This window comes from Parerythrobacter aurantius, from assembly GCF_045291475.1.
In the GTDB taxonomy this organism is placed as follows: domain Bacteria; phylum Pseudomonadota; class Alphaproteobacteria; order Sphingomonadales; family Sphingomonadaceae; genus Parerythrobacter; species Parerythrobacter aurantius.
Genome location: NZ_CP147985.1, coordinates 1,814,870 through 1,834,619, shown reverse-complemented (window position 1 = coordinate 1,834,619; position 19,750 = coordinate 1,814,870). Strand labels below are relative to the sequence as shown.

Annotated in this window: 18 protein-coding genes and 1 riboswitch; of the genes, 7 read left to right on the top strand and 11 right to left on the bottom strand. The window is 64.7% G+C overall.

The features are described from left to right. Positions 1 to 23 precede the first annotated feature (23 nt). The 4 genes from WAB17_RS09090 (at position 24) to WAB17_RS09075 (ending at position 3,494) form a co-directional block, all read left to right on the top strand. Positions 24 to 386 (top strand): response regulator, encoded by a 363-nt coding sequence (locus WAB17_RS09090; protein WP_435417038.1) that lies wholly within the window; start codon positions 24 to 26, stop codon positions 384 to 386. A gap of 95 nt (positions 387 to 481) precedes the next feature. Continuing rightward, positions 482 to 1,657 carry an acyl-CoA dehydrogenase gene (locus WAB17_RS09085; protein ID WP_435419364.1) on the top strand — a complete coding sequence of 392 codons (1,176 nt, stop codon included), beginning with the start codon at positions 482 to 484 and terminating at the stop codon, positions 1,655 to 1,657. A 171-nt stretch (positions 1,658 to 1,828) separates the two neighbouring features. Further along, positions 1,829 to 2,461 carry a maleylacetoacetate isomerase gene (gene maiA, locus WAB17_RS09080; RefSeq protein WP_435419363.1) on the top strand — a complete coding sequence of 211 codons (633 nt, stop codon included), beginning with the start codon at positions 1,829 to 1,831 and terminating at the stop codon, positions 2,459 to 2,461. 22 nt (positions 2,462 to 2,483) lie between these two features. Continuing rightward, a complete protein-coding gene (locus WAB17_RS09075; protein WP_435417037.1) occupies positions 2,484 to 3,494 on the top strand; it encodes a fumarylacetoacetate hydrolase family protein in 1,011 nt (336 codons plus the stop codon). A 77-nt stretch (positions 3,495 to 3,571) separates the two neighbouring features. Here the strand turns inward: WAB17_RS09075 and WAB17_RS09070 are convergent, their stop codons facing one another. The 10 genes from WAB17_RS09070 to WAB17_RS09025 all read right to left on the bottom strand — a co-directional run bounded on the left by WAB17_RS09070 (position 3,572) and on the right by WAB17_RS09025 (position 14,415). Next, positions 3,572 to 4,996 (bottom strand): aldehyde dehydrogenase family protein, encoded by a 1,425-nt coding sequence (locus WAB17_RS09070; protein ID WP_435417036.1) that lies wholly within the window; start codon positions 4,994 to 4,996, stop codon positions 3,572 to 3,574. Between the two features lie 72 nt (positions 4,997 to 5,068). Next, the gene (gene mobA, locus WAB17_RS09065) at positions 5,069 to 5,593 is read right to left on the bottom strand and encodes a molybdenum cofactor guanylyltransferase (protein WP_435417035.1); all 525 of its coding nucleotides are present in this window, start codon (positions 5,591 to 5,593) and stop codon (positions 5,069 to 5,071) included. A gap of 4 nt (positions 5,594 to 5,597) precedes the next feature. Beyond that, complete coding sequence (locus tag WAB17_RS09060; RefSeq protein ID WP_435417034.1) at positions 5,598 to 6,677, bottom strand: acyl-CoA dehydrogenase family protein; 1,080 nt, start codon at positions 6,675 to 6,677, stop codon at positions 5,598 to 5,600. A 4-nt stretch (positions 6,678 to 6,681) separates the two neighbouring features. Then, positions 6,682 to 7,902 (bottom strand): acyl-CoA dehydrogenase family protein, encoded by a 1,221-nt coding sequence (locus WAB17_RS09055; protein ID WP_435417033.1) that lies wholly within the window; start codon positions 7,900 to 7,902, stop codon positions 6,682 to 6,684. Between the two features lie 75 nt (positions 7,903 to 7,977). Beyond that, positions 7,978 to 8,934 (bottom strand): dimethyl sulfoxide reductase anchor subunit family protein, encoded by a 957-nt coding sequence (locus WAB17_RS09050; protein ID WP_435417032.1) that lies wholly within the window; start codon positions 8,932 to 8,934, stop codon positions 7,978 to 7,980. 11 nt (positions 8,935 to 8,945) lie between these two features. After that, complete coding sequence (locus WAB17_RS09045) at positions 8,946 to 9,692, bottom strand: 4Fe-4S dicluster domain-containing protein (protein ID WP_435417031.1); 747 nt, start codon at positions 9,690 to 9,692, stop codon at positions 8,946 to 8,948. Further along, the gene (locus WAB17_RS09040; RefSeq protein WP_435417030.1) at positions 9,689 to 12,559 is read right to left on the bottom strand and encodes a molybdopterin oxidoreductase family protein; all 2,871 of its coding nucleotides are present in this window, start codon (positions 12,557 to 12,559) and stop codon (positions 9,689 to 9,691) included. The genes WAB17_RS09045 and WAB17_RS09040 overlap by 4 nt, the downstream gene beginning before the upstream one ends. Before the next feature lie 67 nt (positions 12,560 to 12,626). Beyond that, entirely contained in the window at positions 12,627 to 13,037 is a 411-nt protein-coding gene (locus tag WAB17_RS09035) for a DUF6691 family protein (protein WP_435419362.1), read from the bottom strand. Further along, the gene (locus tag WAB17_RS09030; protein WP_435417029.1) at positions 13,037 to 13,486 is read right to left on the bottom strand and encodes a YeeE/YedE family protein; all 450 of its coding nucleotides are present in this window, start codon (positions 13,484 to 13,486) and stop codon (positions 13,037 to 13,039) included. The genes WAB17_RS09035 and WAB17_RS09030 overlap by 1 nt, the downstream gene beginning before the upstream one ends. Then, a complete protein-coding gene (locus WAB17_RS09025) occupies positions 13,483 to 14,415 on the bottom strand; it encodes an MBL fold metallo-hydrolase (protein ID WP_435417028.1) in 933 nt (310 codons plus the stop codon). Before WAB17_RS09025 ends, WAB17_RS09030 begins: the two co-directional genes overlap by 4 nt. A 142-nt stretch (positions 14,416 to 14,557) precedes the next feature. Then, a riboswitch (SAM-I-IV-variant riboswitch) is annotated at positions 14,558 to 14,670 on the top strand. A 48-nt stretch (positions 14,671 to 14,718) separates the two neighbouring features. Between WAB17_RS09025 and tdh the strand changes: the two genes are divergently transcribed. The 3 genes from tdh to WAB17_RS09010 all read left to right on the top strand — a co-directional run bounded on the left by tdh (position 14,719) and on the right by WAB17_RS09010 (position 18,389). Continuing rightward, positions 14,719 to 15,744: an L-threonine 3-dehydrogenase gene (gene tdh, locus WAB17_RS09020; RefSeq protein ID WP_435417027.1), complete on the top strand. Its 1,026-nt coding sequence runs from the start codon at positions 14,719 to 14,721 to the stop codon at positions 15,742 to 15,744. Between the two features lie 6 nt (positions 15,745 to 15,750). After that, positions 15,751 to 16,929: a glycine C-acetyltransferase gene (gene kbl / locus WAB17_RS09015; protein ID WP_435417026.1), complete on the top strand. Its 1,179-nt coding sequence runs from the start codon at positions 15,751 to 15,753 to the stop codon at positions 16,927 to 16,929. Between the two features lie 647 nt (positions 16,930 to 17,576). Then, a complete protein-coding gene (locus WAB17_RS09010; RefSeq protein WP_435417025.1) occupies positions 17,577 to 18,389 on the top strand; it encodes a hypothetical protein in 813 nt (270 codons plus the stop codon). A gap of 362 nt (positions 18,390 to 18,751) precedes the next feature. On the opposite strand, the gene WAB17_RS09005 is transcribed toward WAB17_RS09010, so the two are convergent. After that, a complete protein-coding gene (locus tag WAB17_RS09005; RefSeq protein ID WP_435417024.1) occupies positions 18,752 to 19,681 on the bottom strand; it encodes an NAD(P)H-binding protein in 930 nt (309 codons plus the stop codon). Positions 19,682 to 19,750: the final 69 nt, after the last annotated feature.

Sequence of the window (19,750 nt, the reverse complement as noted above, 5' to 3'; positions counted from 1 at the left end):
TCGAACCATGAGGAGTGGGAACAATGGAACAGCCGCTGGTGCTTATTGCCGAGGATGAACCGGTCATCGGCTATGATCTCTGCCTGACCGTCGAGGAAGCCGGATGCGAGGTCGAAGGGCCGCTGCCCGATGTCTCGGCCGCCATGCTGTCCTACCAGAAACGCAAGCCCGACCTCGCCATCCTCGATATCGGGCTGGGCAAGGACAATGTGTTCCCCCTCGCCGAAAAGCTGATGGCGGAAGACGTCAAGGTCATTTTCCATTCCTCCCTGTTTTCGGCGGAAGAGGTCGCCGCGCGGTTCCCCGAGGCCGTGCTGGTGCAGAAGCCCTGCCCGCCCAGTACCATGCTCGCCACCATGCACCGCGTCCTCGACACCGCAGCCTAACAGCGGGCTTGAAGCGGCGCGCTGCACCTGACAAAGCACTTGCAAGGCCGCAAAGGCCGATTGCAGGAGTTACCATGGCAGGCGCCAATTCGGGCATGACCCCCTTTAGCTGGGACGATCCGTTCCGGCTCGACGAACAGCTTACCGAAGAAGAGCGGATGATCCGCGATGCCGCCCACGGCTTCGCGCAAGACCAGTTGCAGCCGCGCGTTATCAAGGCTTTTGCCGAAGAGATCGACGCACCCGAACTGTTTCCGTTGATGGGCCAGGCCGGACTGCTAGGCGCCACGGTGCCCGAGGAATACGGCGGCGCGGGCGCGAGCTATGTCGCCTACGGCCTCATCGCCCGCGAGATCGAGAGGGTCGATTCGGGCTATCGCTCGATGGCCTCGGTGCAGTCCAGCCTGGTGATGTATCCGATCCACGCCTTCGGTTCGGAAGAGCAGAAGCGCAAATACCTGCCGGGTCTCGCCTCCGGCCAGCTGATCGGCTGCTTCGGCCTGACCGAACCCGACGCAGGCTCCGACCCTGCGGGCATGAAGACCGTCGCGAAGAAGGACGGCGACGGCTACGTCATCTCCGGCTCCAAGACCTGGATCTCCAACGCGCCTTTCGCGGATGTCTTCGTGGTCTGGGCCAAGAGCGAGGCGCACGGCGGCGGCATTCGCGGCTTCGTGCTGGAAAAGGGCATGAAGGGGCTTTCAGCACCCAAGATCGAAGGTAAGATTTCGCTGCGCGCCAGCACCACCGGCATGATCGTGATGGACGAGGTCAAGGTCGGCGCCGACGCGCTGCTGCCCGACGTGCAGGGGCTGAAGGGCCCCTTCTCCTGCCTCAACCGGGCCCGTTACGGCATCAGCTGGGGCGCCCTGGGCGCGGCGGAATTCTGCATGCACGCTGCCCGCCAGTACGGCCTCGACCGGCACCAGTTCGGCGTGCCGCTGGCATCGAAGCAGCTCTACCAGCTCAAGCTCGCCAACATGATGACGGAGATCTCGCTCGGCCTGCAAAGTTCGCTGCGCGTCGGGCGGCTGATGGATGAAGGCACCTTCGCGCCGGAGATGATCAGCATCGTCAAGCGCAACAATGTGGGCAAGGCGCTGGAGATCGCACGCCACGCCCGCGACATGCATGGCGGCAACGGCATCAGCGAGGAATACCAGGTCATCCGGCACATGGTGAACCTGGAGACAGTCAACACCTACGAAGGCACGCATGATGTCCATGCGCTGATCCTGGGCCGGGCAGTCACGGGGATCGCGGCGTTCTGATGACAGGTAGCGGGCGCTGTCCTACATATTGCCGCTGTGGCATGGTGCCGGGATGAGCAATCCGCCTTTCCCGCGCCCGGTTACCGTGCCCGAAACGACCGGGCGTTGGGGCCGGAATTTTTTTCACCCTGGACTGTGGTCCAAGTGGTCCATGCCCGTGAGGTCCGCATGATGCGGCTGTTCGCCTATTTCCGCAGCTCCACCAGCTATCGCCTTCGAATCGCCCTGAATTTGAAGGGTCTCGACTACGAGGTAGTGCCGGTCGACCTGCGCACGTCCGAGCAGAAGGGGGGAGGGTTCACCGCCCGCAATCCTTACGGCAGCGTACCGATGCTGGAGGCGGACGGGCGCGACCGCGCACAATCGATGGCGCTACTCGAATGGCTTGACGAGGCCTATCCCGAGCCGCCCTTGCTGCCCAAGGGCATCGAGGACCGCTACACATGCCGCGAGCTGACCTATGCCGTCGCAACGGAGATCCATGCGGTTAACAACCTGCCGGTGCTGAAGTACCTGGCCGATCCGCTGGGCCATTCGCAGGACGAGGTCGACACGTGGTACCGGCACTGGCTCGCCCGGACGCTCGACCCTCTGGAACGGCGGCTGGCCGAGATCGGGACGGGCGATTTCCTGTTCGATGCGCCTGGCCTGTTCGAGACCGTGCTGCTGCCACAAGTCTATAACGCCCGCAAGTTCGCCTACGGCTTCGACGACAAGCCGCATATCGCCCGGATCGAGGCCGCCTGCCTGGCGTTGTCGGAGTTCCAGCGCGCTTACCCCGACAATCAACCAGACGCCCCTTGACCCTTAGGCCGGAGTACGAACGATGAAGCTTGCCACACTGAATGATGGCACCCGTGACGGCCAGCTGGTGGTCGTCTCGAAAGACATCACCCGCTACTCCTCCGCGGCGCATATCGCCCCGACGCTGCAGGCCGCGCTCGACGACTGGGAGCATATCGCCCCGCAGCTGCAGGCACTCTACACCGATGTCGAGCACCAGGTCGTGCCGTGCGAACGCTTCCACGAGCGCGAGGCGCACGCGCCCCTGCCCCGCGCCTACCAGTGGGCCGACGGCAGCGCCTACATCAACCACGTCGAACTGGTGCGCAAGGCGCGCGGCGCCGAGGTGCCGGAGAGCTTCTACCACGATCCGCTGATGTACCAGGGCGGCAGCGACGATTTCCTCCCGCCGCGCAGCCCCATCCCGCTGAAGGAAACGGCGTGGGGCTGCGACATGGAAGGCGAGATCGCCTGCATCACCGACGATGTGCCGATGGGCACCACGCCGGAACAGGCCGCCGGGCACATCAAGCTGCTGATGCTGGTCAACGACGTCTCCCTGCGCGGGCTGATCCCGGGCGAGCTGGCCAAGGGCTTCGGCTTCTTCCAGTCCAAGCCCGCGACCGCCTTTTCGCCAGTCTGCGTGACGCCGGACGAACTGGGCGAGGCGTGGCAGGGCAATGTGATCCACCTGCCATTGAAGGTCGATTACAACGGCCAGCCCTTCGGCCGCGCCAATGCCGGGGTCGATGCGACCTTCAGCCTCGCCGACCTCGTCGCCCATGTGGCGAAGACCCGCAATCTCGGCGCGGGTTCGATCATCGGCTCGGGCACCGTCTCCAACCGCGATGCCGATGGCGGACCGGGCAAGCCATGCAGCGAAGGCGGCCTTGGCTACAGCTGCATCGCCGAAATCCGGATGATCGAGACCATTGCCGGCGGCGAGCCCACGACCCGCTTCATGGCCCCCGGCGACAGCGTCCGCATCTGGATGGACGATGCTGAGGGCCACTCGATCTTCGGCGCGATCGAGCAGCAGGTGGTGCAAGCCTGAGGCAAAAACTAAGGGCCAAAGCAAAGGGGCGGAGGTTTGCACCCCCGCCCCCGCTGACCTCAACGACCCTGAAGTGATCAGAGCATAGCGTTCTTCTTGACGGTAATCACCTGTGGATATGTAAATTCCTTCAGGCCGTCGATCCCGTACTCCGCCCCGAAGCCCGACTGCTTGTGCCCGCCGAACGGCGCGAAGGGCGAGAGGTGGAGATATTCGTTGACCCAGACGGTGCCGGTCTCGAGCTGCTCGGCGATCTCGACGCCCTTGTCCGGATTGCCCGTCCAGACCGCGCCGGCAAGGCCGTAGTCGGAGTTGTTGGCCCGCGCGATGACTTCTTCCTCGGTCGAGAACTTCATCAGCGGCATGACCGGGCCGAACTGCTCCTCCGCCACGATCCGCGCGTCTTCCGGCGGATTATCGAGGATGGTGATCGGCACGTAATAGCCCGAGCCCGAAGGATCGACCTCTCCGCCGACGAGGAACTTGTAGCCGTTGTCCTTGGCATCCTGGATCAGCTCCAGCACGCGGTCATACTGCTTCTTGTTCTGGATCGGACCGACACCGGTGCCCTGTTCGGACCCGTCGCCGACCTTCACCGTCTTGGCATATTCGGCGATGGCCGTGCTCAGCTCGTCATAGATGTCCTCGTGGATATAGATGCGCTTGGCCGCGACGCAGATCTGCCCAGCGTTGGTGAAGCTCGACCAGAACAGCTGCTCGGCGACCTTCTGGACGTCCGCATCGGGCAGCACGATCGAGGCATCGTTGCCACCGAGTTCGAGCGTGATGCGCTTGAGATCGGCGCTGGCGCCTTCCATGATCTTCTTGCCCGTCGCGGTCGAACCGGTAAAGGTGATCTTGTCGATATCGGGGTGCGCCGTGATCAGCGGGCCGAGGCTGTCCTCGCCGGTTATGATATTGACGACGCCGGCCGGGACCACGTCCTTGATCAGCTCGGCAATGCGCAGCGTGGTCAGCGGGGTAAAGGGCGACGGCTTTAGGACGATGGTGCAGCCGCTCAGCATTGCCGGGGCGATCTTCTGCATCGCCATCATGACAGGGAAATTCCACGGCACGATGCCGCCGACCACCCCCACCGGCACGCGGCGCGTACGGCTGAGGCGCTGGTCGCTGTCTTCGTTGACCACTTCCTCCAGGCTCAGTGTCGACTGCGCGCTGGCCATCATGAAAGCGCCCATGATCTCGCCCTGCGCCTGCGCGTGCGGCTTGCCCTGTTCGGCGGTGAGCAGGCGGAACAGTTCGTCCGCGTTCTCCTTGATGATCCCGGCAACCTGCTGGATCACCGCGCGGCGTTCATCCACCGGCGTCTTCGACCATGTCTTGAAAGCGCGGCGGGCTGCGGCGACGGCGCGGTCGAGTTCGTCCTTGCCGCAAGCCGGCACTCGGCCGATGACCTGTTCGTTGGCGGGGTTGACCACGTCCATCCACTGTCCGTTTGCAACCATCTCGCCGTCGATGAGATTGGTGTAATCCTGTGCCATTGGGCTCTCCTCTCGTATGAGTCGGGGGATAGCAGGCGGCGCGGGGGTTTGTCGCCCCCAAGTTTCGGATTGCTACTGGTTGCCGACCGGCGCGAGATCGACGGGCCGGTTGATATTGCGAAGCGGCGGACGGACCGTCACCGCCCGCGCTCCGACATGCGCGGCGAAGCGATAGAGCGACCGGCCTCCCGATTGCAGGAAAGCGCTGCAATCACCAGCGAGGGTTGCGCACCACCAGCCGACCACGGGCTGGTCCGCGGCATGGCTGGCTGCCGCTCCACCAAGCTGCGTGGACAAATCACGCGGCAGGTTGGGCACGTCGCAGCCGCTCGATAGCACCGCATCGAACCCGTGCGCCCGTGCGTGATGCAGCGCTGCGTTGAGCCCACCGAGCGGGCCTAGGCCGGCGTGCGGCAGGTCCGGGAGGCATTCGAAGGCATCGTCGGCGCGGCCGCAAACGACAACGCCGTCGCATTGCAGCGAGAGCGTGGCGGCGACGAGGTCGATCAACCTTGCTCCATCCAGCGTGGCCAGCGCCTTGTCGGTGCCGAAACGGCGCGACTGTCCGCCGGCAAGGATCGCGCCGAGCAGCCGCACCGGTTCAGCGCGCTCCCAGGGTGCGCAGGTGATAGTCGTGGCTGCCGAAGCGCGCATCGAGCGCCAGCAGCCGCTTGTGATAGTGGCTGACGCTCAGTTCGTCGGTCATGCCGACCCCGCCATGGGTCTGGATCGCAGCTTCACCGACCATGCGCCCGAGCTTGCCGGTCTGGCCCTTGAGCGTTGCCAGCTCGCGCGGCCCGACCTGCCCCGCCTCCGTTAGTGCGGTGGTGTAAAGCAGCGTCGCACGCGCCTTGGTGCAGGCGATCTTCATGTCGGCCAGCCGGTGCGCCACGACCTGGAACGCGCCGATCGGCGTGCCGAACTGCTTGCGGGTCATGGCATAGTCGGCGGTGATGGCCAGCAGCGCCTGCATCGCGCCCACCGCCTCGGCGCACTGGACGATGATTGCGTGAGTGAGGATGCGGTCGATCGTGACGCGATCATCGGTCAGCAGGGTGGCAACGGCGCTCTTGAAGGTGAGATGCGCCGCGCTGCACCCGTCGATTGTCGTGAAGTCCTGCGCCTCCACGCCATCGGGCTGCACGAGGAACAGACTGACCGGCCCGCCCTCGCCCGTGCGTGCGGCGACCACGAATACATCGGCCTGCTTCCCGGCAAGGACCAGCCGCTTCTCGCCGCTGAGCGTGTAGCCATCTCCCGCTGCACGAGCGGCCATGGCGACATGGTCCAGCGAAGGCGTGCCCTTGCCTTCCTCGAAAGCGAAAGCCGCAATCGCCTCGCCCGCCATAATCCTGCCGAGCCATTCGTTCCCTGCATCGCTGGCAGCCAGCGCTGCGCCTGCCAGCATGACGCTGCCGAGATAGGGTTCGACCACCAGGTGCTTGCCGAACAGTTCGGCCACCGCCACGCAATCGCTGATCGATCCGCCCAGCCCGCCTGCTTCCTCGGCAATGGGCAGCGCCAGCAAGCCGAACTCGGCGTATTGCGCCCAGGCCTCCGCCGACCAGTGAGCTTCGCCGCGCACCACCTTCTGCCGCGCATCGAAGTGATATTCCTTCTCCAGATAGCGGGCGACGCCGTCGCGGAGCATCTGCTGTTCGTCGGTGAAGCTGAAATCCATCGCCTCAGCCCCCCACCCCAGAACCAACCACAGTGCGCGAAATCAGGTCGCGCTGGACTTCGTTTGCGCCTGCATAGATCGTCGTCGCCCGGCTGTTGAGATAGAGTGGCATCGAAACGAGGTCGAACTCGCTACCCAGCGGCGCAATGTTCGAACCGACCCGCAAGGCTTCCAGCTGCCGCGCCATCCCGTCGAGGCCGGACACCCGCGTCATCAGCACCGAAGCGCGCTGGACCAGTTCCGAATTCATCGTCTTGTTCATCGAGGGGAACGCCGGGTCGCGGGCGATTTCGTGGCCGCTGATGGCAAGCTTCTCGAAATGGGCCATCGAGGCGACGTCGGCCTCGAGCTCGCCCAGGTCGCGCTGGAATACAGGATCCTCGGCCATGGTCCCGCCAAACGGCGATGGCGTTTCCGCCGCCGCCTGCCGCGCGCGTTCGAGATAGCGCATCAGCGTCGGGCTAGCCCCCGCACCCCCGCCGCGCTCGTGCTTGAGCAGGTGCTTGGCGACGCTCCAGCCGTCGTTCTCTTCACCGACCCGGCCCGATTGCGGCACGCGGCAATCGGTGAAGAACACCTCGCATTGCTCCGGAAAACCGTCGAGGCCGATGATCGGGCGGATTTCCATGCCCGGGTAGTCGGTCCGGTCGAGCAGCAGGAAGGTGATGCCCTGCTGCTTCTTGCCCTCGTTGCTGGTCCGCACCAGCATGAACATGCGGTTGGCGTGGTGGGCGTAGGTGGTCCAGATCTTGGAGCCGTTGATGATGTAATCATCGCCGTCGCGCTCGGCGCGGCAGCTGAGCGATGCGAGGTCCGATCCGGCATTGGGCTCGGAATAACCCTGCGCCCAGAAATCCTCGCCCTTGAGGATGCCGGGCAGGTAGCGGTCGCGCTGCTCCTGCGTACCGAGGTCGATTAGCAGCGGCCCGACCATGCCGAGACCCTGCGGCAGCAACGGCGGCAGATCGGCTTTGCGGTATTCCTCGGCGAAAATGAAACGCTGCTCCACGCTCCAGCCGGTGCCGCCGTATTCGACCGGCCAGTGCGGCGCGGCCCAGCCCTTGGCGTAGAGGATCCGGTGCCATTCCATGCACTGGTCGAACGGGGCGAAGACGCTGGTGGTCTTGCGCCCGGCCTCGCGGATGGCGGGGGTCGGCGCGGTGGCGAAGAACTCCGCCACCTCGGCACGGAACGCCTCAAGCTCGGGCGCGAAATCGATGTTCATGGCTGTTCTCCCCGCCCTCGACCAGTGCCGACTCTGTCATTGCAAACCACACCCCGCAAGCGTCGGTGGGCCGTCTCAGACCGCCTGCTCGCCATAATACAGCGTCACCACATGCTTCGCCTCGGCAAAGAACAGCCAGCGCTCTGCTGCAAGGCCGATCTGGCAGGCAAGCCATGCGAGCAGGAGCAAGACCGCTCGGACCGGAACGCTCTCCAGCAGCAAGGCCGCTCCTGTGGCGACGAAGGGGACGATGAAGCCCAGTGCCAGCGCGATAGCCCGCAGCTTGGCGGCGTGCTTGCGGGCGATCCGGAAACCCATTTCGCGCAGCAGGTAATTGTCCATGTCGTGCGGGCTGGCGCTCATCTCGACCTTGCCCAGATGTCCGAGCCCGGTGGCGGAACCGGCCGTGCTGGCGGGTACTGCCCGGTCGATGGCACGCCAGTAGAGCAGTTTGACCAGCAGGCCGGTGGCGAGCAGGACCAATGCAAGGGCCGACATGATGGCCGCCGCCACATCGTGTCCGAACAGCAGCAAGATCGCGGCCGCGACGATGGCGCCGTTCATCGGGCCGAAGGTCAGGTAGCCTGCCACCGTCCAGCCATTGTGCCAGGCCGGGATCGTCCTGAGCGAAGCGTAGATCATCGAGGTGGTGAACACGGTCAACAGCCCCATGGCCGCTCCAGCCAGGCCCAGTGCCGCCGACATCCCTGGCTCTGCCAGTGCGAAAATCCAGGTCAGCGCAAACAGGCCGAGCGGGACGAAGGCGATGATCGCCGCAACGCCCTCGCGCGAAAGCCAGCTCGAGCGCCACTGCGACAAGGCTCGCCAGGCGCGCTCCGGATGGCCGAGGTGGAAGGTGGAAGAGAGCAGCCCGCCGATTATCAGGGCGAAGCCCAAACCGAAGGCGACAAGGCCGAACGCCCTATCCTGGGGCAGGATGCCCATGGCGGCGAGCACGGCCAGCCAGATCATCAGGCCATAGCCGGCCCCGCTGGCGGTAGTGAAGAAGATGACGGATCTCGCCGGATGCATCGCTCGGTCTCTTACGAAAGGATCTTGTCGACCCAGCGGGCGATTAGCCCGGCGCCATCGGTCGCCGTATCGGCATGGCCCAGCATGCGGGGCGCCTTTTCAGCCTCACCGCGCTGGCGGGGGCGCGGCGGCAGGTACTTGTTGGTCGGCCTCGTGCCCTGTTCCGGCATCAGGTCGTACCCGCCGCGCGCGGCGACCAGTTTCGAGACGTCGCTTTCCGGATCGCCCAGGTCGCCGAAGTGGCGCGCACCGGAGGGGCAGGTCGAGACGCAGGCCGGGACGCGGCTCTGCTCAGGCAGGGTCTCGTTGTAGATCTTGTCGATGCAGAGCGTGCATTTCTTCATCACGCCTTCCTGCTCGTCATACTCGCGCGCGCCATAGGGGCAGGCCCACGAACACAGCTTGCAGCCGATGCAGATGTCCTCGTTGACCAGCACGATGCCGTCCTCGGTCCGCTTGTAGCTGGCCCCGGTCGGGCACACGGTGACGCAGGGCGCATCCTCGCAGTGCAGGCACGAGCGCGGGAAGTGGACCGTCTGCCCCCGGCCCGCCTCGTCCGTGGTCTCGTAAGTATGGATGCGGTTGAACCAGACCCCGTCGGGCTTCTTGCCGTAGGGATCGTAGTCGGTCAGCGGCGCGCTCTTGCCGGCGGTGTTCCATTCCTTGCAGTTGACCGCGCAGGCATTGCAGCCGACGCAGATGTCGAGATCGATGACGAGGCCGAGCTTTTTGTCGGAGCATTTGGGAAGGTCGGTCATGCCGGCTCTCCCTTCAACGCCTTGCCGAAATCGGACGGCCCCTCCGGCCCGCGCTTGTAGCGCGCCAGCGGTTCGAACATCGGCTCGGTCTCGCCAGCTTCGTGCGCAGCGCATTTGCGCAGCCGCACCCGCAGGTCGTACCACGCCGCCTGGCCGGTGACCGGGTCGGAGTTGGAATAGGCCGGCGAGCCTTTTTCCGGCAGCAGCATTTCCGTGATGATGTGGTTCAGGAGGAAGCCGCGCGTCATCTCCGGACTGTCCGGATCGAGCGCCCAGGCACCTTTGCGTTTGCCGATGGCATTCCAGGTCCAGACCACATTCTCGTTTACGCCCGTCACCAGTTTGACCTGCGCCTTCACCCGCCCGCGCGGGTTCTCGATCCAGACCCAGTCGTCGTCGGCAAGATCGTGCTTTTCCGCAAGCGCGCGATGCACATGCAGTTTGTTGGCGCTGGTGATCTGCCGCAGCCAAGCGTTCTGGCTTCCCCAGCTGTGGTACATGTGCATGGGCCGCTGGCTCAGCGCATGGACGGGAAACTCGTCGCCGCCTTCCTGCGCTTCGAGGAAGGGCTGGTACCAGATCGGCAACGGGTCGAAAAAGGTATCGATACGCTCGCGGTGCTCGTCGGGCGGCTGCACCGCACCGTGACCGCGCGCGGCCAGGCGGAAGGTCTGCAGGTCCTCGTTGTAGAGCTGGAACACGATCGGATCGGCATGGCCGATCCACGCCATTTTCTCGGCATATTCAAGGTACTGCCGGTTGGCGAACTTGAAGTACTGCGCTGCCTTGGGCAGCTCTTCATGCCAGAAACAGCCGTTTTCGATGTAGCGCTGCATCTGGTCGGGATTTACCTCGCCGACGCCCGACTTGCGCCCATCCTTGCCGCGCCAGCCCGACAGCGGGCCGACGCCCGGCGCGCGTTCGTGGTTGACGATATAGTCCTCGTACCCGCCCGGATACTTTGCCGAGCCATCGGCATTGGTCATGCCCGGCAGGCCCAGCCTCGCGCCAAGGTCGAGCAGCACAGTCTGGAACGGGCGGACATCGCGGTCGAGCTCAAGCACCGGCTGGCGGATCGAATCCCCGCCGCCATGGGCTGAGCTGATCGGCCGGTCGAGCATGGAGATGCAATCGAACCGCTCGAGATAGGTCGTATCCGGCAGGATCAGGTCGCAATAGGGAACCGTCTCCGACCAGAAGGCATCGGAATAGATGATCTTGGGGATCACATATTCGCCGTCCTCGCGCTTCGCCGTGAAGTAGCCCAGCGTCTCGGGGATATTCATCGAGCTGTTCCAGGCCATGTTGGCCATGAATAGGAACAGCACGTCGATGCCGTAGGGATCCTGCTTGGCCGCATTGTGCAGCACCATGTGCATCAGCCCGTGGAGCGCCAGCGGATGTTCCCAGCTATAGGCCTTGTCGATCCGCAGCGGCTCGCCGTGATGATCGACGATCAGGTCTGCCGGTGATTTGGGAAAGCCGAGTGGAGGGCCCTTCAACGGCACGCCCGCCTCGGGCTGCGGCCAAGCCGGCTTGATGCCTGGCGGGACCGGCTTGGGGAACGGGGCCTTGTAGCGCCAGCCGCCGGGCACATCGACGCTGCCCAGCAAAGCCTGCAGGATATGGATCGCGCGGCAGGTGTGGAAGCCGTTCGAATGCGCCGAGATGCCGCGCATCGCATGGAAGCTGACCGGGCGGCCGACCATCTGCTTGTGCTTGCGGCCCCAGCTATCGGTCCAGGGCTGGTCGATGACGATTTCCTGCCCGAACGCCACCTCCGCCAGTTCGGCAGCGATGCGGCGGATGGTCTCGGCCGGGACGCCGGTGGTTTCGGCCACGGCTTCGGGTGCGTATTGCGGGTCGAGATAACGCTCGGCAAGGATCTGGAAGCTCGGCACGACCTTGCGTCCGTCGACCTCGCGTTCCCCGGCGAAGGCAGGCGTCCGGTGCACCGCATTGGCGCGGCGGGCGCGCTTCTCGTCGAGACACCAGACCAGCGGCTGGCCGTCCTCGTGGCGCAGGAACAGCCCGTCATCGGCCGCGCCCGGCTCGCGGATCACCAGCCACGGCGCGTTGGAGTAGCGGGCGAGGTAGGGGAAATCGATCCTTTCCGCCCGCAACAGCTCGTGGATGATCGCAAACAGGAACAGCCCGTCGGTGCCGGGGCGGATGCCGATCCATTCGTCCGCAATCGCACTGTAACCGGTGCGGACAGGATTGACCGAAACGAACTTGGTCCCCTCGCGCGTCTTGAGCTTGCCGAGCCCCATTTTGATCGGGTTGGAATCGTGGTCGTCGGCGACTCCGAACATCATGTGGTACTTGGTCAGTTCCCAGTCGGGCTCGCCGAATTCCCAGAACGCCCCGCCTAGCGTGTAGAGGCCTCCTGCGGCCATATTGACCGAGCAGAAGCCGCCATGCGCGGCGAAGTTCGGGGTGCCGAACTGGGTTGCCCACCAGCCCGTGAGCGATTGCGACTGGTCGCGGCCGGTGAAGAAAGCGAGCCTGCTCGGGTCGCGCTGCCGCACCTCCCCAAGCCACCCGGTCGCCACTTCCAGCGCCTCGTCCCATTCGATCTCGCGGAACTCGCCCGAGCCGCGCTCGCCGATCCGCAACAACGGCTTGGTCAGCTTGGCCGGCGAACGCTGGTGCATGATGCCCGCGCTGCCCTTGGCGCACAGCACGCCCTTGTTGACAGGGTGATCGGGGTTGCCTTCGATATAGCGGATCTGGCCGTTCTTGAGGTGGACCCTGATGCCGCAGCGACAGGCGCACATGTAGCAGGTCGAGGTCTTGACCTCGTCCGAGACGCGCGGCGACAATGCCACCTCTTCCTTCACCGTCTCGAACGGATTGAACCGCATTGCTCCCCCGCCTTGCTGCGTATCATGCCTGTTTGGCCCAAGCCGCAGCGTATGTCCACCGCTGGACTTAAGGCAAGAGCCGCTCCGCCACGACCATGCCCGCCACCATTGCGACGAGGAAGATGGCAGCCGAGCCGGGGGCGATAACGAGCGCGGCAACAGCAGGTCCCGGACACAGGCCGGCGACACCCCAGCCGACGCCGAACAGCGCCGATCCCGCCACCAGCCGAGGCGTCAGATCGCTGCGATCAGGAAGCGCGAAAGACGCGGCAAACACGGGCCGTGCCATGCGCTTCTGCACGCGCCAGGCGATGGCCATGACCAGCACCGCCCCGCCCATGACGAAGGCCAGGGTCGGGTCCCAGTTACCGAACAGGTCGAGGAAACCGCGCACGCGGGCCGGATCGGTCATCCCGCCGAGAGCGAGCCCGGCGCCGAACAGTGTGCCCGACACGATCGAGGGCGCAGCGTCCCGCATCATGGCAGCACCTCCAGCCCAAGCGCGTTCATGGCAGCCACCGTGGCGATGCCGCTTGCCATGAACACCGCCGTCGCGACGAGCGAACGCTGCGACAGCCTGCTGACCCCGCAGACCCCGTGCCCGCTGGTGCAGCCGCTCCCCAGCCGGGTCCCCACGCCGACCAGAAAGCCGGCAATCGCGAGGACGAGCGGGCTCGCGAACCGGCCGTCGAGGCCGCCTTTCGCAAAGGCCACCACCAGCGACCCGAGCGGCAGGCCGAGAAGGAACAGCCACGCGCTCGACACCGGCATGGAGCCGCGCGAGATGCGCAGGGCCTGTGCGGCGATGCCGGAAATCCCCGCGATACGGCCCGAGCCGAGCAACATGATGGCGGCGGCGAGGCCGATCAGAACGCCGCCGACAAGCCCGTCCACCGGGGCAGCATCGGGAAAACCTGGCAGGATCACAGCGCGTTGACCGGGATCTTGATGTAGCTGACCCCGTTCGCTTCCGGCTCCGGCAAATGCCCGCCGCGGATATTGACCTGGACGCCGGGGATGATCAGCGCCGGCATCGCCAGCGTCCGGTCGCGCGTAGTCCGCATGGCGACGAAATCTTCCTCGCTCACTCCGTCGCGAACATGGACGTTCCCTTCGCGCTGCTGCCCGACCGTCGTCTCCCAGGCGAAGACATCGCGCCCCGGCGCCTTGTAGTCGTGGCACAGGAACAGCCGCGTTTCCGCGGGCAGCGCAAGCAGGCGCCGGATCGAGCGGTAGAGCTGCCGCGCATCGCCGCCCGGGAAGTCGGCCCGCGCCGTGCCGTAATCGGGCATGAACATGGTGTCGCCGATGAAGGCGGCGTCGCCGACGATGAAGGCCATGTCGGCCGGCGTATGGCCGGGAACATGCAGCGCAATGCCTTCCAGCGACCCGATGCGAAAGGTGTCGCCGTCGCGGAACAGGCGGTCGAACTGGGATCCGTCGCGCTGGAATTCGGTGCCGGCGTTGAACAGCTTGCCGAACACCTCCTGCACCCGGACGATCTCCGCCCCAATCGCGAGCCGGCCGCCGAGCCGTTCCTGCAGGTAGGGCGCGGCCGAGATATGGTCGGCATGGGCGTGAGTCTCGATCAGCCATTCCACCGTCAGCGCATTGCCGGTGACATATTCGACGATCCGGTCTGCCGAGCGGTAGGACGTGCGGCCGGCAGCCGCTTCGTAATCGAGCACGGAATCGATGATTGCGGCAGCTCCGGTGGCCGGATCGCTGACGACATAGCTCACGGTATAGGTCGCTTCGTCGAAGAAGCCGGCGATCGTCGGCCGAAGGCGGGGTTCGGCTCTCGCGCGTTCGACCTGGGCCGTCGCGGCAGCCAGGATGGTGTCGTTCTCGGACATGATGGCAGGCTCCTGTGCAGCCGATATAGGCTTACCTTCGGCTTTGACCAATGGGTGGCCGCCGCGGCTTTCCGTAACGGCACTTTGCCGCTTGCCACCCGCGCCGCGTTGTCTATGGGGAGCGCCACGGAGCGCTCCTGCGTTCCTGCATCCAGAGACGGGCCTCGCAAGGGGTCCGCGCCAACCTGCCAGGCCGGCAAGGTGGTGGTCCAACCTAAAGGACGATGCGGCCCAGGGGCAACCGGTCACGCTGTGCTGGCACCCCCCGAAGCCCTATCGGCCAGCAAAGATCAGGAGTTACGAATGAAGGCCCTCGTCAAGTCCAAGCCTGAAGTCGGGCTGACCATGGAAGACGTTCCCGTTCCCGCCATTGGCATCAACGACGTGCTGATCAAGGTCCGCCGCACCGCCATCTGCGGCACCGACATGCACATCTGGAAGTGGGACGAATGGGCCCAGAAGACCATCCCCGTGCCGATGATCGTGGGCCATGAATTCGTCGGCGAGATCGTCGAGACCGGCTCCAACGTCAACGATTTCCACCCGGGCCAGATCGTCTCGGGCGAAGGCCACGTGGTCTGCGGCCGTTGCCGCAACTGCATGGCGGGCCGCCGCCACATGTGCGCCCATGCCGAAGGGATCGGGGTCAACCGCCCGGGCGCCTTCGCCGAGTACCTGGCCCTCCCCGCCGCCAATGTTTGGGTTCACGATCCGAAGATCGACCTCGATGTCGCTTCGCTGTTCGACCCCTATGGCAATGCCGTCCACACCGCACTGCAGTTCGACGTGCTGGGCGAAGATGTGCTGGTGGTCGGCGCCGGCCCGATCGGGATCATGGCCGCCGCCGTCTGCCGCCACGCCGGGGCGCGGCACGTCGTCATCACCGACCTCAACGACGACCGCCTTGCCCTCGCCGCGAAGATGGGCGCGACCCGCACCGTCAATGTCGGGCGCGAGAACCTCAAGGACGTGCAGAAGGCCATCGGCATGACCGAAGGCTTCGACGTCGGGCTCGAGATGTCGGGCAGCGAGGCGGGCTTCGCCTCGATGGTCGACAACATGGCCCATGGCGGCAAGATCGCCATCCTCGGGCTGCCCGCAGGCGATGTGCGGATCGACTGGCACAAGGTCATCTTCAACATGCTGACGCTCAAGGGCGTCTATGGCCGCGAGATCTTCGAGACCTGGTACAAGATGCAGGTCTTCATCCAGAGCGGGCTCGACCTGACCCCGATCATCACCCACCGCTTCAAGGCTGACGATTTCGAGCAGGGCTTTGCCGCGATGCTTTCGGGCGAAGCGGCCAAGGTCGTGCTGAACTGGGAGTAAGCGGCGATGTACGGTGATTTCCAGGCCCATCTGCAGGCCGAACTCGACGCGATCGAGGCGCAGAACCTGACCAAGAACGAACGCCGCATTGCCTCGCAACAGGACGCGACGGTGACAGTCGACGGGCGCGAGCTGATCAACCTGTGCGCCAACAACTACCTCGGCCTCGCCAACAATCCCGAAATCATGGCGGCAGCGCGCGAGGGACTGGACGAGCGCGGCTTCGGCATGGCCTCGGTCCGCTTCATCTGCGGCACGCAGGACATCCACAAGCAGCTCGAGGCCGAACTGTCGGACTTCCTCGGGATGGAGGACACCATCCTCTATCCCAGCTGCTTCGATGCCAACGGCGGCCTGTTCGAGACGCTGCTGGGCGCGGAGGACGCGGTCATTTCCGACGAGCTCAACCACGCCAGCATCATCGACGGCGTGCGCCTGTCGAAGGCCCAGCGCTATCGCTACAAGAACAACGACATGGCCGACCTCGAGGAACAGCTCAAGGCAGCCGATGCGGCGGGCGCGCGGTTCAAGCTGATCACCACCGACGGGGTGTTTTCGATGGACGGGCACATCGCCCGGCTCGACGAGGTATGCGACCTGGCCGAGAAATACGGCGCCCTCGTCCATTTCGACGATTGCCACGCCACCGGCTTCCTCGGCGCCAGCGGGCGCGGGACGCATGAATATCGCGGCTGCATGGACCGGGTGGACATCACCACCGGCACGCTGGGCAAGGCGCTCGGCGGGGCGAGCGGCGGCTATACTTCGGCGAAGAAGGAAGTCGTCGCGCTGCTGCGCCAGCGGTCGCGCCCCTACCTGTTCTCCAACACCGTCGCGCCGCCGGTGGTCGCCGGCGGGCTCAAGGCGATGGAACTGGTGCGCCGCGGCGAAGCGCGCGAGAAGCTGATGCGCAACACGAAGCGGTTCCGCGAGGGGCTGGAGGCCATCGGCTTCGACCTGATCCCGGGCGAACATCCGATCATCCCGATCATGTTCTACGAAGCCGACAAGGCCGCGCGGTTCGCGCAGGAGGCGATGGTCGAGGGCGTCTATGTGACCGCCTTCTCCTTCCCCGTGGTCCCGCGCGGCAAGGCGCGGATCCGCACGCAGATGTCCTCGGCACTGGATGACAGCGATATCGACACCGCTCTGGGGGCATTCGAGCGGGCGCTAGCGCGGGTTTAGGGGCGGCGCGAGCGGCCAAAGTTCACTCAAAGTTCACGCCAAAACCGAAGAGCGGCGGAAACGAGGAATAGCGTCAGATAGAGGGCGGAAAGGTGACAAAGGTGACAGTGCGTCACCTTTGCCTTGCCGCAATTTCTTGTTCCGGGTCAGTGGCTTGCGGCGGATGGCAAGCGGTGGGTGTCACGGGATCGGGCAGCGTGTTTGCCCTGGCGTTCTGCTCAGTACTCCCTACTCCGTTCGGGCTGAGCCTGTCGAAGCCCCCGCGCCAGGGGGTTCACGCAGAGACCGCAGAAAAAAAGAGGAGCGCAGAGGGACCCCTCTGAGGGGCAAGCCTTGCGCCCACACGCCACGCCTGAACGAGCGACGCGCACAAGCGAGGACCGACAATGGGAAAGAGCCACAGCGATAGTACCGCAATGGCCAATGTGTAGGACAGCGGATTTTTGGCTTTGGCACAAGCGGCGGGAGTTAGCGCAAGTGTGACCGGATGAAGTCTACCGTCTCGGAATTCATTCCCTCCACCAACGTGGGCGCTAAGGACGCCTACGTTCCCGATTTGGCCCCGTCATCAGCCATCCCCCGAAATTTCATTTTTTCATCATGCCCCCTCTTGTTGGACCGAGAGAATCAGGGTAGGGGCGATGATTATGCCATCGGGAACCTTCTTCGACTACTTTAAGGCCCTACCAACGGCCGACGATCTGGCCCGTTGGGAAGAAGAGCACGCCCGGATGGGTCTTACTATTAAGGAATTGACTGAGAAGCAGGAGCAGCTTGGTCAGCTTATCAAGGTGGCGGCGGCTATCCATGGTGGGCGCGAGGCAACCAAGCGCGGCATCGGTAATGCAAACGTCGGTAAGGCCCGCCTGTCTGGCAAGGGCACATGGATGAGCACAATTCTTGAGATTGCTTCTCAGCATCCTGACGGAATCGCGTATGAGAAGGTTCGCGAGGAGATGCCCGAGCCATTCGCTTCCAAGCTGGCGAAAGACCCGAATGCGAAATCTTTCTATGGTGCAACGGCGAAACTGGAAGATGCAAAAAAGCTCGTCCGTTACCGTGGACACCTCTTCACGCCCGAAGGATACGAGCGCCATCAAGCGCGTGTGCGGAGTGGGGAGATCGAGGACGTTCAGGGGCATGACTATAAGGGTTCGCCGCTTGCGGACGCGGCAATGGCCTATCTTGCTGATCACCCTCGCGCGAAGGCAAAGGATGTCAAAGAGCACCTTTGCGAATTTCCAGAGTTTGTGAAGGGGCTGAAGCGGAATTCATCTGCCATCTACAACCTCCTTAAGAAGCTAAGGGATCGCGAAGATATTGTGCAGCATGATGACGGAAGTTATTCGCTGCCGAACGAAAATGAGGCCCCGAACGGTTCTAACGTCGGGGCCTCAGAAGCCGGGGAAGTTGGCGCTTCCTCCAACGATACTTCATCACTCTTTCGGGTGGTGAAGTGAACCTGCTGACGCAACCGACCAGGGCGGTTCTGACCCCGGAGATTGGAGGCTCACCATGCTTACTACGGCCCTTGTCGCTGCCGGGGCAATCGCCCTAATTGCGATCATTTGCTTGTAGCAACACGGTGCGCCGGGGCTTCGGCCCCGGCAATCCATATAGCGAAACTTATGAAGATAGTCTATATGGAGAGGTGATGGCGAGGTGGAGGCCCTCGTTTCAAACTGATTGACTGATTTCGCCACCAAAGCTGCGAAAATTCCGCGGCAGTATAAGAAGTTACGTTTGGGCATTGACCCGCGTTTGGCGAGCCCGAGCTTGGAAACGAACCGTTGGTCCAACTCGCCGATCCAGCCAAGGTTGTCTAGCGCTCCCCCAACATCCGCGCATAATGATCCCGCAACGTCTCCGCCCCCGTCTCGGGCGTAGCGCTTTCGTCGTACTCGCCGGTCGCCGGGTCCAGCACCAGCATCGACTGGGTGGCGTAGTAGCGGGCGATGCGGGCGTATTCGGCTTTTTCCGCCGCCCGCCGCGAAACCTTGCCGAGCGCGCCCAGCACTGTCGCCGCTACGCTGAACATTCCCACGGGCACGCTGCGATAGCGAGTCGGTTTTCCTGTCAGCTCGAACAGCATTTCCCCCTGCTCGCGCGGGCTGATGGCCGGGCCGGGGCCGCCGATGGGGAGGATGCGGTTGTGCCGCTCAGGATCGTCGAGACAGCCGACGATAAAGCGCGCCAGGTCGCCGTCGCTGATCGGCTTGCCGCGGGTCAGCTCGCCATCGCCGAACAGCAGGAACGGCTTGCCCGCCGCCACCCGTGCCACCTGTCCGGAGAGCGATTTGAAGAAGGCCGTCGGGCGCACGATGGTCCAGATGAGCCCGCTTTCGCGCAGCTCCTGCTCGAAGGCGAGCTTGGCGTGCTGGAACGCCAGCAAGGGCCGCTGGACGCAGATAGCGGAGAGCAGGATCATCTGCGGCACGCCCTGCGCCATCGCCGCCTCCAGGATCGACTTGTTGGCGCCGTAGTCGATCCTCCACGCATCGTCCGGCGCGCCGCTGCGCGAGGCTAGGCAGGAGACAACCGCGTCGAAGCCTTCGCCGCCAAAGGCATCGCTCGCAATGGATGCAGGGTCCGTCACCGCCGCTTGTCGCGCCGCGCCGAACGGCCAGCCGGCGTCCCCCGGCGCATGGCGGAACACACTTGTAACCTCGTGCCCGGCTGCGACCAGCGCCTGCGCCACCGCGCGGCCGATAGTCCCGCTGGCACCGAACAGCAGGATCCGTTTGCTCGCCATGGCGACACTAGTGTCAGCGCCCGTGACACGCCGCAAGGCCGACGGGCCCGGCGGTGGTCGCTGCGACTA